The 14,889-nt window shown below is 41.2% G+C and carries 16 protein-coding genes; 14 read left to right on the top strand and 2 right to left on the bottom strand.

Going from position 1 to position 14,889, the window contains the following annotated elements:
• The 14 genes from NDN11_RS01575 to NDN11_RS01640 all read left to right on the top strand — a co-directional run bounded on the left by NDN11_RS01575 (position 1) and on the right by NDN11_RS01640 (position 13,495).
• Complete coding sequence (locus NDN11_RS01575) at positions 1–546, top strand: type IV pilin protein (protein WP_285292130.1); 546 nt, start codon at positions 1–3, stop codon at positions 544–546.
• A gap of 35 nt (positions 547–581) precedes the next feature.
• A complete protein-coding gene (locus tag NDN11_RS01580; RefSeq protein ID WP_502801364.1) occupies positions 582–998 on the top strand; it encodes a type IV pilin protein in 417 nt (138 codons plus the stop codon).
• A 382-nt stretch (positions 999–1,380) separates the two neighbouring features.
• A complete protein-coding gene (locus NDN11_RS01585) occupies positions 1,381–2,007 on the top strand; it encodes a GspH/FimT family pseudopilin (protein ID WP_251110589.1) in 627 nt (208 codons plus the stop codon).
• On the top strand, positions 2,004–2,492 hold the full coding sequence (gene pilV / locus NDN11_RS01590; protein ID WP_251110590.1) for a type IV pilus modification protein PilV: 489 nt from the start codon (positions 2,004–2,006) through the stop codon (positions 2,490–2,492). The genes NDN11_RS01585 and pilV overlap by 4 nt, the downstream gene beginning before the upstream one ends.
• A gap of 1 nt (position 2,493) precedes the next feature.
• Positions 2,494–3,519 carry a PilW family protein gene (locus NDN11_RS01595; protein WP_251110591.1) on the top strand — a complete coding sequence of 342 codons (1,026 nt, stop codon included), beginning with the start codon at positions 2,494–2,496 and terminating at the stop codon, positions 3,517–3,519.
• A complete protein-coding gene (locus NDN11_RS01600; RefSeq protein WP_251110592.1) occupies positions 3,516–4,268 on the top strand; it encodes a pilus assembly PilX family protein in 753 nt (250 codons plus the stop codon). The genes NDN11_RS01595 and NDN11_RS01600 overlap by 4 nt, the downstream gene beginning before the upstream one ends.
• 12 nt (positions 4,269–4,280) lie before the next feature.
• Entirely contained in the window at positions 4,281–8,789 is a 4,509-nt protein-coding gene (locus tag NDN11_RS01605; RefSeq protein WP_251110593.1) for a pilus assembly protein, read from the top strand.
• Positions 8,790–8,913: 124 nt separating this feature from the next.
• Positions 8,914–9,348: a type IV pilin protein gene (locus NDN11_RS01610; RefSeq protein ID WP_251111466.1), complete on the top strand. Its 435-nt coding sequence runs from the start codon at positions 8,914–8,916 to the stop codon at positions 9,346–9,348.
• Between the two features lie 163 nt (positions 9,349–9,511).
• Positions 9,512–9,769 carry a 30S ribosomal protein S16 gene (gene rpsP / locus NDN11_RS01615; protein ID WP_004660208.1) on the top strand — a complete coding sequence of 86 codons (258 nt, stop codon included), beginning with the start codon at positions 9,512–9,514 and terminating at the stop codon, positions 9,767–9,769.
• A 16-nt stretch (positions 9,770–9,785) separates the two neighbouring features.
• Entirely contained in the window at positions 9,786–10,334 is a 549-nt protein-coding gene (gene rimM / locus NDN11_RS01620; protein ID WP_005275908.1) for a ribosome maturation factor RimM, read from the top strand.
• A gap of 45 nt (positions 10,335–10,379) precedes the next feature.
• Entirely contained in the window at positions 10,380–11,120 is a 741-nt protein-coding gene (trmD, locus tag NDN11_RS01625; RefSeq protein WP_251110594.1) for a tRNA (guanosine(37)-N1)-methyltransferase TrmD, read from the top strand.
• 193 nt (positions 11,121–11,313) lie between these two features.
• Positions 11,314–11,685, top strand: a complete 372-nt coding sequence (rplS, locus tag NDN11_RS01630) for a 50S ribosomal protein L19 (RefSeq protein WP_004657502.1) — start codon at positions 11,314–11,316, stop codon at positions 11,683–11,685.
• 137 nt (positions 11,686–11,822) lie between these two features.
• Complete coding sequence (truB, locus tag NDN11_RS01635; protein ID WP_251110595.1) at positions 11,823–12,716, top strand: tRNA pseudouridine(55) synthase TruB; 894 nt, start codon at positions 11,823–11,825, stop codon at positions 12,714–12,716.
• 11 nt (positions 12,717–12,727) lie between these two features.
• Positions 12,728–13,495 (top strand): sulfite exporter TauE/SafE family protein, encoded by a 768-nt coding sequence (locus NDN11_RS01640; RefSeq protein ID WP_251110596.1) that lies wholly within the window; start codon positions 12,728–12,730, stop codon positions 13,493–13,495.
• A gap of 14 nt (positions 13,496–13,509) precedes the next feature.
• Here NDN11_RS01640 and NDN11_RS01645 read toward each other — a convergent pair whose 3' ends face one another.
• Entirely contained in the window at positions 13,510–14,367 is an 858-nt protein-coding gene (locus NDN11_RS01645; protein ID WP_251110597.1) for an EamA family transporter, read from the bottom strand.
• 39 nt (positions 14,368–14,406) lie between these two features.
• Entirely contained in the window at positions 14,407–14,877 is a 471-nt protein-coding gene (locus tag NDN11_RS01650) for a GNAT family N-acetyltransferase (protein WP_251111467.1), read from the bottom strand.
• Between the last annotated feature and the right edge of the window lie 12 nt (positions 14,878–14,889).

Below are 14,889 nucleotides of genomic sequence, written 5' to 3' on the forward strand. Positions count from 1 at the left end.
ATGATAAATATACCGCATCGCTCAGGATTTACCTTTATTGAATTGATGATTGTAGTTGTAATTGTTGCAATTTTTGCAGCAATTGCAATTCCTAGTTATCAGCATTTTACACGTCGAGCAATAGCAGCACAGGCACAGCAAGAAATTCAAAAACTTGCTGAGCAATTGGAAAGACATAAGTCTAAAAATTTTACTTATAAAGGTTTTAATGCAAGATATTTATATGCAACACCACCATCCCCAAGAGTTGATAGTTTTGATTCTGTAACTCAAAAACTCTCTCTACCTTTAGAGAGTGCTAATCCGATCTATACAGTTACTATTTTGGATGGAGGTAATGCTAATCCCTTATTAACAGCATCTAGTGCAGAAGGGCAGAGCTGGGTAATTACTGCAATAAGTAGTGATATAAAAAATTTTTCTTTTGTCCTTACGAGTGCTGGTATGAGATGTAAAACAATTACGCCAACCAATATTAATATTAACCCTGGTGCAAGCATCCCACCTGCCAAGGTGGAGTGTGGTGCAGGAAGTGAGGACTGGTAGTGAATTATAAAAACGGATTCACACTGATTGAATTGATGATTGTAGTGGCGATTGTGGCGATACTTGCTGCAATTGCTTATCCTTCCTATCAGGAATATGTAAAAAGAACAAAGCGGACAGATGCACAGTCTGAAATGATGATGATTGCACATACGCTCAGTCAGTTTAAAGTTACTCGAGGGACCTATACTGATGCAGCATTGACAGGAGCATTTGGCGTATATGGTAGTTCAGTGACACCTAGGTCTGGAACACCATTATATGATTTGACGCTGACAACAACAGCATCTACTTGGGCATTAACTGCTACACCTAAAACAGGTACTTCACAAGTAGGTGATGGTCATCTTGTGCTCAACCATCACGGTGAAAAATGTTGGGTGAAAGGTTCTGATAAGAATAATGGCTCTGCATGTACTCCATCAGCAACGACAAACTGGGATGGCCGTTAATTTCATTAACACATTTATGATGAATATTTTAAAAAAGCAAACATTACAATGTTTGCTTTTTTTATGTAGATCCATTTTGTGATCTGTTTAATATTTTTAACAACAATAATTAATAAATGTGAGCTATTTATCATTTATCTGCCCTTACCTACCTTTTATCTCTTAAAGGTGGATTTTGGTGTATTTTAGACGGAAATTGGTATTAAACATGAAAACAATCACGAAAATAGCGTTCATTTCATTAATATAACGATTTGATTTTACTTACTTAACAAAGAAACACCTTTAAAGGTGCAGCGAAAATAATGTGTAGAGTCAAAGTTTATTAAAAATAATTGAAATGCTCGTTAAAACAAAAAGATTTGTGCATATGGAGGACTGTATGCAACAAGCACATGATGACTTACAGTCTTGCGCTCAGAAAGAGCATAGCTTTACCGATTCTTCTACTCGAAGCATAGCTTCTCGTCTTGCGGTAGTGGCGAGTACGGCTCAAAATCATCCGTTCAACTTCGGGCATAGCTCTTCGTCTTGCGCTCAGACAAAGCCTAGCTTTGTTCATCTTCGCTCAGGATTTACGTTGGTAGAGTTGATTATCACGATTGCTATTTTTGCGATCATTGCTTTGCTTGCAGCACCTTCATTTGCAACCATGTATAGCCGCCAAAAGCTAGAATCTTCTGCTCGTGAACTGGTGATGAAAATTTCAGAAGCGCGCAGTCAAGCTGTTTTGTTACGACAAAGTACGGGAGTCTGCTTAGCTTCTTTATCGGATGACGATTGCTCTACAGCCATTGCCATTCCAAAAGCAGAAACACAACGAATTTTTATTGTACGTTTAGATCGTGGTGTGACCAGTGCTAATAGCTCCTCGACCAATCTTAGCTTTAGACGTAATGGCAGTCTTGCAGCACAAAAGGACTTTATATTACAGAGACAAAATCTTTCTTATTGTATTCAGGTTGGGGTGATTGGAGATACCACAATCAAAGAGGGAGCTTGCACATGAATATTCAAAAACAACAAGGTGTTGGACTCGTAGAAGTATTGGTTGCTCTGGTTTTATTGGCAATCAGCGTACTCGGTTTTGCTGCTTTACAGTTACGGGCTATTGATTCCAGTTTTGAGGCGAGTAAACAGGTTCTGGCGACAACTATCGCGCGGGATTTAGCAGAACGTATGCGAGCGAATCCTCAAGCAACTCGCGCTGGAAAATATAAGGTGAAAGCGGTCGAGGTTCCTAAAACGGATGTCTCAATGGTAGCTGACAAACCTGAAAAAATTGCCCTACAAGATTTACAGAATGCGGCATTGGAAGCAAAAAATAATGGGATGAACCTTGCGATTGATCAGTGTCCGACTGGAAATAATCGACAATGTATTTATGTCGCTTGGGATGAAACCAATCTAGCAAGTGACCAAGGCATCGCAGCATGTATCAAAGACGGTGCTTATGTTTCTGGATCACATTGCTTGTTCTTGGAGGCATATTGAAATGGAAACGAGCCTCTTTAATCTAAAATATAGTAAGACTCAGGCTGGATTTACCCTGATAGAACTGATGATTTCGCTGACATTAGGTTTGCTTATTGTGGCGGCAGCTATTCAACTTTTTATTACAGGAATCACCAGTTATAAACTACAAAAAGCAATGGCGCATATCCAAGATAATGCCAGTCTAGGACTGAATTTTATTGTAGATGATATTCGTAAATCCAATCTAAGCTCACCAACCCCTGCAATTAATGATCAAACAACTTATGCCGGAATTTTACTCAGCTCAACTAATGTGGGTGAAAAGATTGACCTCAATTGCACTGATTGTTTTTCGAATAATCAGATTGCCAGTTTTGGGAATGCCAATGTCACTGGACTGACCAATGACCAATTGCTTATTCGCTATCAAGCTCCTCAGGGAGGAATTGATTGTTCTGGCCAAGATGTTGCAAGCGGAACCTTTGTGGTACAGCGTTACTATGTTGGTTCAACTTCAACTGATTTGCGTCAATCATTGCGCTGCCAAGCCGCTCAATATACACAAACATCTCTAGATGCAAAAACAACAACAGACCGTTTGAAACTATCTTGGGGGACCAGTCAGGTCATTTTGCCGAATGTGGATCTTTTCCAAATTCGTTTGGGCTATATGGATGGTGATCTCAACAGTGCGAATAGTGTATTGGCCTATACTGATGTTAAAAACTATATGGCATTAACCGCAGCCAAAAAGAATGTTGATGGTGTTACACAGACAGTTCGCCCTTATGTTCATGCGATTCAAATTGGAGTTTTAGTTCGCTCTGATGATAAAACGGGCAATCAGTCGGTTATTAAACAAAGAAATAAAGAACCATTTCAGATTCTCGGAACAAAAGTCAATCTCACACCTGCTTCTCAGGATAACTATTTACGGCAGGTAGTTGATCAAACCATTGCTTTAAGAAATGCGATGGGATGGGTTTCGGAAGGCTGTGACAGTAGTAAAAGCACGAGCTGCACAAACGGGGGGGCTGGCACATGAGATATGTTCAACGAGGCTCAACATTGATTGTTGTACTGATGATCGTATTGATGATCACGATTGTCGGGACGCTGGCGATTCGTCAAAGTATCAGTTCGCTCAAGTTGGTGAGTAATCATCAAATACAGGCACTACTGGCACAAAATGCGGATGCCGCACTGATGTATTTTCAAGATCCCAATACGCAGCAGAATTTGGCTTCAGCCAATGGTGTAGTCGGGTTCTTTAAAAATGAAAATAACAAAAATGCTGAGTTGGTATTTTGTTTTTCTGGTCCAAACCCATTTGCATTAAGTAAAGCTGCTTATCGCTTAAATAGTACGGCTTTTGAGCCAATAGCTACTAATGGTGGTGCCTGTAAGATTGATCCAAATAATGCAACTAATGATACAGCATCTCAGTCAAGTGGCCGTAAACAGGTGGTTACACAGGTTTATATTAAAAGAGAAATTGGATCTACAGCCCCTTTTGCAGATTTGTCTCGTGGCACAGAAGTGTTGGGTGCAAAAACTGAAAATAATATTCGCTTACGCGTCTATGTTGTATCTGTGATGCAGGGCTTACTTACCTCTGATGCTTTATTTACAGCAGATAACGATATTAAAAAAGGTTGTTTAACCAAAAGTATCGACAACAACGGCGCCAACGATGTTGCCACTTGTTTAAAACAAAATACAGAAAAACCGATATATAACATACAAGTCGCAGAATATCGTTTCTTGTCTGACTTTGAACCTTCGAGTTCATAAGGGAGAAATGTCATGAATAATAATAAGATAAAAAGCCAGATTAAACATGATCATCCAAAAGAAAAGAGAACCAAAGCATTATTGTTGGGGTGTACGATCGCATCTAGTTTTTTGATTCTTTCATCAGTCGCCTCTGCCAGTGATATTGAGATTTACCAACCAGCAGTGGGCAATAAAAAACGCCTAATGTTGATGGTTGATCAGTCTCGGAGCATGGGTGGAGCAGGTCTTTTAGATTTAGTGAAAGATTATCCATTGTGTATAGATCAGGGTGTTACCGACGTATTAGGTAAAAATGGCTTGAATTTGGGGATTAAGGTCGCAGGCCAAACAGATCTGATTGATGTAACCAAAGAAGCGACTGATTTAGTCAATCAGTTGATCTTGAAAGGGTTGCTTGGTAACGGGCAAGGTCAGGGAATACTAGACTCCATTGCTGAGATTAAAACAGAACAGCCGAGCACGGCTTATCCCTTTCCTCGGCAGTCGTGTACGGTGGTGACTACAGATGCAACGGTTAAGTTGTTAGATAACTTACTCAATGGTTTATTGGGGGTAAAAACGGGGTTATCTGCTGAACAATACATCCGCGAAACTTGTGATCCGCTCATTGATATTAGTTTGCTTAAATCAGTGACCAATTCATCTACTGTGGGAATTTATCGTTGTTATGATAAAAACTCACGTGTCCGCATGGCACTTACTGATGTTTTGAAAGGGAAAAAAGGTGAGGCTGGTCTGCCTAATATAGATCAAATACCTGACAGCACTATGGTCGGCTTATCGGTCTCACCTTATAACCAAACCGTGAATGATCGTGCTGGTGCAATTGTATTTGAACCTAAACTCCTCAGTGATACTTATCTCTATAACGGGAAAACCCAGACGCATCGTCAACATATGATTGACTATATTGCTAGTGCAAATATGGATTCAAAAGGTGAATTCAATTTACAAAGTCTACTTTTGATTGTGCCTAAGTTAATCAATGGATTACTCAATGATGTGTTTGCCACACTGGGGAAAATATTAAGTAATCCACTTGATGCGGTCAGTGAATTATTAAATCTTGAAAATACCAATAATGCCTTAAATGATGTGCTTACTATGCTCGGCCTTGGTGGTAATAATCCAATGGCGAGTACCTATGCAGAAACAGGCGCCTACTTGTTGGGTAATACCACCAAGGGGACGGGTGCAAGGCAATATGCTAAACGCAATGCTTTATTAGGGATTGGTGGGATATCCCTGCTATGGACTGATTATGAGTGTAATGCTTGGAAAGCCGATGGCATGACCTGTGCTGATTGGAAATATGCTGGTCTGTTGGGAGTAAATACCAATGGTTATAAAAAAGTCGATGGAAACCTATTAAATTTGTTGGGAATATTACAAGTCGGCAAACAAGAGATATTTTATGAATATCGTGCCGATGTTGATGCCAAATATAGTGGTTTTAAAGATAGCCAAAAAAATAACAGTACAATTAATCCACTGATTAAAACTAATGGCAATTTTTACCAAGCGCCATCTACGGCCCCACAATGTGATGCCAATGGTTTAATGGTGATTGCAGGTGGTGTGCCAACGATTGCCCCGACATTAACAGACTCTTTATTGCAACCTCAAGGCAGCCAGTCTGATGCGACCAAAGTTGCGATGGAGCGTTTGATGGCGCGTTCACTGGATAATAGCCAGAGTTTAAGTGTGCAATATAAAGATGGACGTTTGAATGACAGTTGGGGCTTTCGATGTAATTCAACTGATCTGAAAGCGACAACTTTAGGAAATAATAAAAACGCAAATGATAATACTGATTTTGCAACTTGGCAGTGTATCGGTGCTTATGCACGTGACATTCGAGCATTGAAAGCCAACCCAATTAAAACAGCAGTAATCGGGTTGGATCGTTCGTTTTTACAACTTCCAGAGTATATTGCTGGACAAGAAAATAGTTCTGATACCAAAGGCTTGAATCAAATCTCAAGTACTAATGTTGCACAGGATCAATTGTTGACAGGTATTGTGCCAAAAGCAGTCAGGGATCTATTAGGGACAACTGGTGCACTTCTCGATGGGTTGTTGCCAAATAGTTTGATCGGTAGTGGCTTAACCACAGGGATTACTAGTCTGCTAGACCGTTTATTACCAAGAAATCCAGAAGATATTAAAAATATGGCACGCTGGGGAGTCATTGGTGGCGGTGGTTGGTATAACGCTGCGAATAGCCAAAATATTGCACAAAGTATCAAGGATTTTCATGATGACTTAGGTGTGACAGATGGTGACCCAATTGGTTTGCAAACGCTTCCAGAGGATCCACTGACACCTTATCGTATGACGAATGAAGTCTATAAAAGCATGTTTGAACCGACTGAGAAAGCTAGTTGGATTGGTAACTTTAAAAAATATTATGTAGAAAACGATAATTCGGTGAATAAACTCAAAGATGCATGGGATGCTGCTTCAACAACTTATGATGTGCAAGATTGGAATAAAGGTGGGGTACTGGCTAAACTTAAAAATTTAAAAAACAAGACTGATAATTCAGATCCGACCAGACCGATTATTACCGAACGTAAAATACTAATAAACCGTGATTGTCAACAAATTGCAAATACGACAACGTATCAATTTACAGAAGTGGGGGCTCTAAAAACGATTGATAATAAATATCTAGATGTGAAATGTGGTTCTGGAACGACTTCTCAGACAGATGCTAAAGGCTATTTGCTAATGAATTTATTAGGCTACAACGTGGGTAATGCCGCAACAACAGCTGATTTGACTGAAGCAAATCGTACCAACTGGCAGGTGGGAATGAATCTGCACTCGACTCCGATTAAATTGACTCAGGAAGCGACTTTTAATACGGATAATAGTATTAAAGAGCGCAAAGATTATATGTTGTTTGGTACAACACAAGGTTTATTACATGTGGTCGATGCTAAAACTGGCGAGGAAACTTTTGCTTTTGTGCCGAATGAGATGCTAGAAAATTCGCAACAGAGCCAAGCGTTCTTGGATAAGCCGTCTGGTGTGAAAGCAAATATGGCCTATGGTATCGATGGTGCTTGGACAACCTATAGTGAATATGCATATGGTATGAAAGCTATGAGTAGTGGTAGTACCAGTAGTGAAGTGGTCGCAACGGTCGGTGAAATTAAAAAAGACGGTAAAGTCCTCGCGAAAGGGAAGCAAATGGCCTATGGCGGTTTACGCATGGGTGGACGTAGCTACTATGCTTTGGATTTGAGTGATATCAACCAACCAAAACTCAAATTTCACATTGATCCAGACAATAACCGTATTATCAGTCTACAAACGAACGGAAGCTATAAAACCACTATCAATACTGCCTTGGCATCCATGGGACAAAGTTGGTCTAAACCGACGATCACCACCATTATGTATAAAGGTGCTGCAAAACGTGTGATGTTGGTAGGTGGTGGCTATGACATGGAATATGAAAAAGTGGTACCTACAATTACAGCTGCGACCAAAGGTCGTATGATCTATATGTTTGATGCTGATAATGGTGATTTGATTTGGTATGCAGGTGGAGATAGTCAAACAACCTCATGTAATCCAGATGATGTGAGCTATGGATTGAAAATGAAAGATCTATACAGCGTTGTGAGTCGTATCAATGCCGTTGATCGTGATGGGGATGGTATTACAGATCACCTATATTTTGGTGATCTTGGTGGGCAGGTTTGGCGGATTGATCTAACTAAAGACTTTGGTGCAAAAGTTGGTAGTTGTGGTGGTTATAGCGTGTTGTTCAAGGATAGCAATAGTCGTTTCTATGAAGCACCAAACTTTAGTGTATACGGCTATGAACAACCGCTTGCAGTGGTCAGCATTGCGTCAGGAAATCGTAGCCTTCCATATAGTGACAAGGCTTCAAGCAGTACGATTTACAATCTCTTTGATCAGGATGTAGTACGTAGAAATTTCACCGCTTCGGGGAATAGCACGCCTAAACTCTTGCCAACGGACCTTAAATCGATGCTGACAGCAAGTGATTTGAAAGGAAAAAATCTGGTGCAAGTCAAAGCGACGCTGCCTAATGGTTGGTATGTACAGGCCAATAGCATTGTTGGAAAAGAGCTGGATGCACAAGGTAATGAAGTGAGTCTCACCAATCAAACAGGTAGTAAAGTATTGAGCGAAATGGTGGTGATGAATAAGAGCCTTTATGCCAGTGTCTATAATCCCAATACCACAGTGGGGAATGGTTGTAAAATTCAGGCCAATGGTGCAACGACCGTTCAACGCTTCTGTTTACCGTTTGGGGTATGTGAACAAGATGTTAAAGACGTGACCATGAGCTTTGGTGCTGGGCATGGTATTGTGGATTCGATGGTCGGTTCTGGAATTGGACTAAGTGATAAAAATGGTCTGACTCGTCAACTCCTTAATCCAAATGCAAAAGATAAAATTGGGAATAGTAAACTTCCTATGAATACGATGCGTCGCCAATTGGTGCCACTGACTTGGTATGAACGTAATGAATAAAATGCAGTTATGTCAATGTGTGGCTTCGGAAGTGGTAAGACCACGTGTTTCTTATCGCTTCCGGTCTAGTAATCGTTCTTGTGTACCGAGGAAACGTTACACAGGTTTTACTCTAATTGAACTGATGATTACAGTTGCAATCGTGGCAATTATTGCTGCGATTGCGATTCCAAGCTATGACACCTATATCCGCCGTGCAGACTTATCTACGGCACAACAAGAAATGCTTAAAGTTGCAGCCCTTTTGGAAAAACATCGCTCACGTAATTTTAGTTATGATGGCTTTATCTTGAGAGATCCTGTACTTAATCAAGGGCCATACGCAGATGTGGATAATGCGACAAAAACAATGTTGCTTTTACCTGTAAATGCAAGCAGTGGTAACCAAAAGTTCACGTTAACATTAACGGTCAATACTCAGGCATGGTCATTAAAAGCCGTGAGTCAAAGTCCGAGGAATTTTTCCTTGTTATTAACAAGCGCAGGCCTTAAGTGTAAGACAAAAACGGCTGCAAATATCACGACATCAGGCTGTGGAAATAGTGCAGAAGACTGGTAACTCAGCAGTTTTTCTAAATTAAATTCAAGACTGTGGATAACCCAAAATTTAATCTTTCTTTCGAGGCAAATATAACGTAGAATATTGCCCTCTATGAAAGGGGTTTGAAGTGTTGCCGATGGTCGGCGCAGGGATAATCCGTAAAAATTATAAGGTTGTTCTCATGGTTGTTATTCGTTTAGCGCGCGGTGGTGCAAAAAAACGTCCATTCTATCAAATCATTGTAACTGATAGCCGCAATGCACGTGATGGTCGTTTCATCGAGCGTATTGGTTTCTTTAACCCAACTGCACAAGGTAAAGCTGAAAAAGTTCGTTTAGATGCTGACCGTTTTGCTCACTGGGTTGCTCAAGGTGCTCAACCTTCAGATCGCGTTGCTTCTTTAGCTGCTCAAGCTAAAAAAGCTGCAACTACTGCATAATTGTAGTAGGTAGCCCATGACATCGACACAGAATGTGCCAGAAGATCGTATTCAGATTGGACAGTTACGTTCAGCTTATGGATTGAATGGGTGGCTCTGGGTTTACTCTAATACAGAACCTATGAGCAATATGTTTGACTACCTTCCTTGGTACATTGAGACCAAGGCAGGTTGGCAAACTATTGATGTAAAACGTTGGAAACCACATGGCAAAGGCTTGGTTGTTGCATTAAAGGACGTGAATGATCGTACTGGTGCAGAAAATCTGGTTGGCGCGAATATATGGATTGCCAAATCTCAGCTTCCAAAAGCAGATGTAGACGAGTACTACTGGTCTGATCTTAAGGGCTTAACTGTGTTAGGTCTTGGAGAAGATGAACAGGAAGTTAATCTCGGTCAAATCTACGAACTGTTTGAAACAGGTGCCAATGATGTCATGGTTGTTAAAGCAACCCCTGACAGTATTGATGCTGAAGAGCGAATGATTCCTTGGCATAAAGATGTGGTACAACGCGTTGATCTTGAAGCTGGTCGTATTTACGTCAATTGGGGCGTAGACTACTAATCCTTTCGGGAGAGGTAGCGCAGCAGGAAAATAGAGGAGTCTGCGGTGTTTTTTGCAGTCATCACATTGTTTCCTGAAATGTTTGAAGCGATTACAGCGCACGGGATTAGCGGGCGTGCAGCAAAGCGTGACATCGTGCAAGTCACTTGCATTAACCCACGAGATTTTGCTGAGGGCAACTATAAACGAGTGGATGAACGTCCGTTCGGTGGTGGTCCAGGTATGGTGATGATGGCTGAGCCTTTAGCGCAAGCAATTACCCATGCTAAACAACTTGCAATGCAAGCAGGCTGTGTTCATGCGCCAGTGGTGTATATGTCACCGCAAGGCAAAACCTTAAATGAACAGGCAGTACAACAATTCGTTGATTATGATGGTTTGATTGTATTGTGTGGGCGTTATGAAGGGGTCGATGAGCGTTTAATCCAGCATTACGTTGATCAAGAATGGTCAATTGGGGATTACGTTTTATCGGGTGGTGAACTGCCAGCGATGGTGTTGCTCGACAGTATTATTCGTCGATTGCCAAATGTCATGTCTGACGAGCAATCTGCGATACAAGATTCTTTTGTGGATGGTTTATTGGATTGTCCACAATATACCAAGCCTGACTGTTTCGAAGGGCTGGATGTACCTGAGGTACTTAAATCAGGGCATCATGCCAATATTGAGAAATGGCGTTTTTTGCAGCGTTATCAACGGACTTTAGATCGTCGACCAGAATTGGTAGAAAAAGTTGAGTTGAGCAACCAGCAAATTAAATGGTTAAAAAATTCAAAAGGTTAAACTGGTATCAGTTTGTCTTTGTACCCAACGAGAAGCGTTGCTTCGAGTTCTGCTTAAACCTAGTTTAAGTTAAAAATAGGCTCTTTAAGACGTTTGTCTTAAGGGGAAAGTTAAACGGGAGATATGCGTTTTAGCCTCTATTCCCAGCGGTGTCAGAGACCTCTTCTCTCCCGCACATATTGGAGATTCCACAATGAGTGGTAAACATCCTTTAGTTCAAGCTGTTGAAAATGCACAGTTAAAATCAGACATCCCTGCTTTTGCACCGGGCGATACAGTTATCGTTCAAGTTAAAGTAAAAGAGGGTGACCGTGAGCGTCTTCAAGCATTTGAAGGTGTTGTAATCGCGAAGAAAAACCGTGGTTTAAACTCTGCTTTCACAGTTCGTAAAATTTCTAGCGGTGTTGGTGTTGAGCGTGTTTTCCAAACTCACTCTCCAATCGTTGCTAAAATCGAAGTGAAACGTCGTGGTGACGTTCGCCGTGCTAAACTTTACTACCTACGCGAGTTGTCTGGTAAAGCTGCACGTATTCGTGAAAAGTTACCAGCTCGTAAACAAGGTTAATTTTAACTTTGTTGTAAAGCAAAAAAATGCGCCTTTGGCGCATTTTTTTATGTCTGTTTGGGGCTAAAAGCCAATCCTTTTTTAAATCCTAGGCCGAGTTTTGCTAAAATAGGCCTTTATGCTTTGACTTTTCTTTTATGAAAAAAAGTTCTTATCGCCATTTGAGCGGTGTTTTCCTATTAAATAAACCTTTAGGTTTGAGTTCTAATTCTGCATTACAAAAGGTGCGTCGTCTGTTCAATGCGCAAAAAGCAGGACACACAGGTGCGCTAGATCCTTTGGCGACAGGTTTATTGCCGATCTGTTTAGGCGAAGCGACCAAGTTTTCACATTACTTACTGGACTCAACCAAACGTTATCAAACTACGGTGAAATTGGGACAAACCACAGCGACGGGTGATGTTGAAGGTGAAGTTCTCCAGCAGAGAGAAGTACCCACTTTAACAGATGCAGATATTGAGCAAGTTCTGGCACAGTTTCGTGGTGATATTCAGCAAGTACCACCGATGTATTCGGCCTTGAAACGTGATGGTCGTCCACTCTATGAGTTGGCACGTAAAGGGATCGAAATTGAGCGTGAAGCACGGCCAGTCACCATTTATAACTTAAGCTTGCTTGGCTTTACTGAAGATAGCCTAACATTGGACGTGACTTGCTCAAAAGGCACTTATATCCGCGTATTAGGTGAAGATATTGGTGAGGCTTTGGGCTGTGGTGGGTATTTAACTAAATTGCATCGTACTCAAACAGGGCACTTTGAGATTAATCCAAGTTACACCATTGAATATCTCGAAAGCCTTTCTTTGGAAGAGCGGGATGCATTATTACTGTCAGTTTATTCACCTGTTGAGCATTTTCCTCGGGTGCAATTGCCCGAAGGCCGTGAAAAGTATTTTGGCAATGGTCAGGAAAGTAATATCGATCATGAAGCCGCAGCTGAAGTGTTGGTGTTCGATGGAGAGCGCTGCTTAGGCTTGGCTGAAATCACCGATAAAAAACGTCTAGTACCAAAACGCTTGTTAAATTTATAAGAGTATCGTCAATGGAATGGGAACTGATTCTAACCTTAGCGTTCTTTGCTTTTTGTGCAGGAACCATTGATGCTGCCGTCGGTGGTGGCGGTTTGATTCAGATTCCTGCCTTGATGGGAGCTTTACCACAAACTGCACCTGCCACCTTATTTGGAACCAATAAACTGGCCTCTATTTGCGGAACGGGTTCTGCGGCTTTTTCATTTGTACGCCGTGTCAAATTGCAATGGTCGTTACTCGGTGTGATTGCATTATTCGCCTTTATCAGCTCCTTTATTGGAGCGGCTTGTGTGTCATTAGTACCGACCCATATCCTAAGACCGATTGTCTTGGTTATGCTGATCGTAATTGCGATTTATACTTTTATGAAAAAGCAATTCGGGCAAGTCCATGTTGATCAACAGGTCACGCCAAAATTACTAGTGCTGGCTGCGATTGGTAGCTTAGCGATTGGTTTCTATGACGGTATTTTTGGTCCGGGGACCGGTAGCTTCTTTATTTTCTTTTTTATTCGTTTCTTGCAAGTCGATTTTTTACATGCTTCGGCATTGTCAAAGATTGGCAACTTCATGACTAATCTGGCAGCCCTCAGTTTCTTTATTCCCACAGGTCATGTGCTTTTTGCCTTGGGACTGATGATGGCAGTTGCCAATATTGCGGGCTCGTTATTGGGTGTCCGTTTGGCTTTAAAATACGGCAGTGGCTTTATCCGTATTTTATTCCTGATTTTAGTGAGTATTTTAATCTGTCGCTTGGGCTATCAGATCATTACGGGTTAGTAGCTTAGATTTAACTAAGCTTTTCCTCCACGTAAGGTCACGCCAATTGAAGCCACCATAATACAGGCCAAAGCCGCCCATTGAATCAAGCTAATTCGTTCATGTAACAGTACCAGACCAGCTAAGGCTGCCAATGCAGGCGCAAGGCTGGAAAGTGTGCCATAACTGAGCTTAGTCAGCCGTTTGAGTGCCATTAAGTCCAAAGCATAAGGAATCGCAGTTGCGAGTAGGGCAATCACAAGTGCTTTGCCCCAATATTGAGTGTCTAGCAGTACTGGCGCGTTATTCCAAAGACCGAAAGGGAGAAGCGTAAGTGCAGATAATCCGATGGCAATGGTCAAGGCATGCATACCGATATTCTGCTGTACCACACGATGCCCATAATAAATATACAAGGCCCAAAAGAATCCAGCACCTAGCGCACATGCTGCACCAATATAGGAAAAGTGCTGCGCATGAGCATCGTGCCACGGCACCATTAAAGCAATGCCTAAAATCGCAAATGCTACCCAAATATAATCACTGCGCTGTTTAATCGAGAGTAAGGCTAAACCCAATGGGCCAATAAACTCTAAACCTACTGCGATTCCTTGCGGTAACTTACCTAATGAGGTGTAGAACAGAATATTCATACAACCCAAGGCTGCACTATAACAGAGTAAATCTCGCCATTTGAGTTCCTTCAATTTGGAAATAATTTTCCATGAACGGAACATGATCGCTACCAAAATGGTCGCAAAACAGAGCCTTAAAATCGTTACCGTCAGTGGGTCAAGCGTGGCGATTAATTGCTTGGCAAAGGATGCACTGATTTGGTAGGACAGCATGGACAAAACCATGTACAGCACAGCGATTAACTGGATATTTTTCATGTTGATAGCCATGTCATGTAGATGGAAGAGCTGAGATATTTATTCATGAACGTCTATCCGTGGTGCAAAGATCGAGCACCATTTGTTTTTAATCTCATCGTTGATTTCAAGCTTGAGCTCAAAAGCGATCTGTTTTTCACGAATAATTGTAAAGCCTAAGCGTTTATGGAATTTTAAAGATAGGCTGTTATTTTTTAAAGCATGGCTGATCAGTGTTGCAACCTGATGATCTTCAATAAATCGAATAAGCTGTGTCATCAGAGCAGCAAAAACTTCTTTGCTCCGATGCTTCTGGTGGATCACTAATATCGGAATAAACCATTTTCGCAGTTCCATGTACTCAACAGTGAAGTAACCTAATAATTGCTTATTTTTTCGATATTCAAATAGATGACCTTGATTTGAAGCGTTAATCAATGAGGCTAAATAGGAGGCGTGATCAATCGGCTTGCCTGCTTGTTCAGATAAGCCTTCTAAGGTTATCAAGGTGAGTTCTAAATATTCTTCCATATACACTTACTG

It is taken from the genome of Acinetobacter sp. C26M (assembly GCF_023702675.1).
GTDB lineage: Bacteria > Pseudomonadota > Gammaproteobacteria > Pseudomonadales > Moraxellaceae > Acinetobacter.

What these genes read in the sequence shown, in the direction of transcription:
- NDN11_RS01575 (WP_285292130.1), top strand. Translation starts at nt 1, where the DNA reads ATGATAAATATACCGCATCGCTCAGGATTTACCTTTATTGAATTGATG.
- NDN11_RS01580 (WP_502801364.1), top strand. Translation starts at nt 582, where the DNA reads ATGATTGTAGTGGCGATTGTGGCGATACTTGCTGCAATTGCTTATCCT.
- NDN11_RS01585 (WP_251110589.1), top strand. Translation starts at nt 1,381, where the DNA reads ATGCAACAAGCACATGATGACTTACAGTCTTGCGCTCAGAAAGAGCAT.
- pilV (WP_251110590.1), top strand. Translation starts at nt 2,004, where the DNA reads ATGAATATTCAAAAACAACAAGGTGTTGGACTCGTAGAAGTATTGGTT.
- NDN11_RS01595 (WP_251110591.1), top strand. Translation starts at nt 2,494, where the DNA reads ATGGAAACGAGCCTCTTTAATCTAAAATATAGTAAGACTCAGGCTGGA.
- NDN11_RS01600 (WP_251110592.1), top strand. Translation starts at nt 3,516, where the DNA reads ATGAGATATGTTCAACGAGGCTCAACATTGATTGTTGTACTGATGATC.
- NDN11_RS01605 (WP_251110593.1), top strand. Translation starts at nt 4,281, where the DNA reads ATGAATAATAATAAGATAAAAAGCCAGATTAAACATGATCATCCAAAA.
- NDN11_RS01610 (WP_251111466.1), top strand. Translation starts at nt 8,914, where the DNA reads ATGATTACAGTTGCAATCGTGGCAATTATTGCTGCGATTGCGATTCCA.
- rpsP (WP_004660208.1), top strand. Translation starts at nt 9,512, where the DNA reads ATGGTTGTTATTCGTTTAGCGCGCGGTGGTGCAAAAAAACGTCCATTC.
- rimM (WP_005275908.1), top strand. Translation starts at nt 9,786, where the DNA reads ATGACATCGACACAGAATGTGCCAGAAGATCGTATTCAGATTGGACAG.
- rplS (WP_004657502.1), top strand. Translation starts at nt 11,314, where the DNA reads ATGAGTGGTAAACATCCTTTAGTTCAAGCTGTTGAAAATGCACAGTTA.
- truB (WP_251110595.1), top strand. Translation starts at nt 11,823, where the DNA reads ATGAAAAAAAGTTCTTATCGCCATTTGAGCGGTGTTTTCCTATTAAAT.
- NDN11_RS01640 (WP_251110596.1), top strand. Translation starts at nt 12,728, where the DNA reads ATGGAATGGGAACTGATTCTAACCTTAGCGTTCTTTGCTTTTTGTGCA.
- NDN11_RS01645 (WP_251110597.1), bottom strand. Translation starts at nt 14,367, where the DNA reads ATGAAAAATATCCAGTTAATCGCTGTGCTGTACATGGTTTTGTCCATG.
- NDN11_RS01650 (WP_251111467.1), bottom strand. Translation starts at nt 14,877, where the DNA reads ATGGAAGAATATTTAGAACTCACCTTGATAACCTTAGAAGGCTTATCT.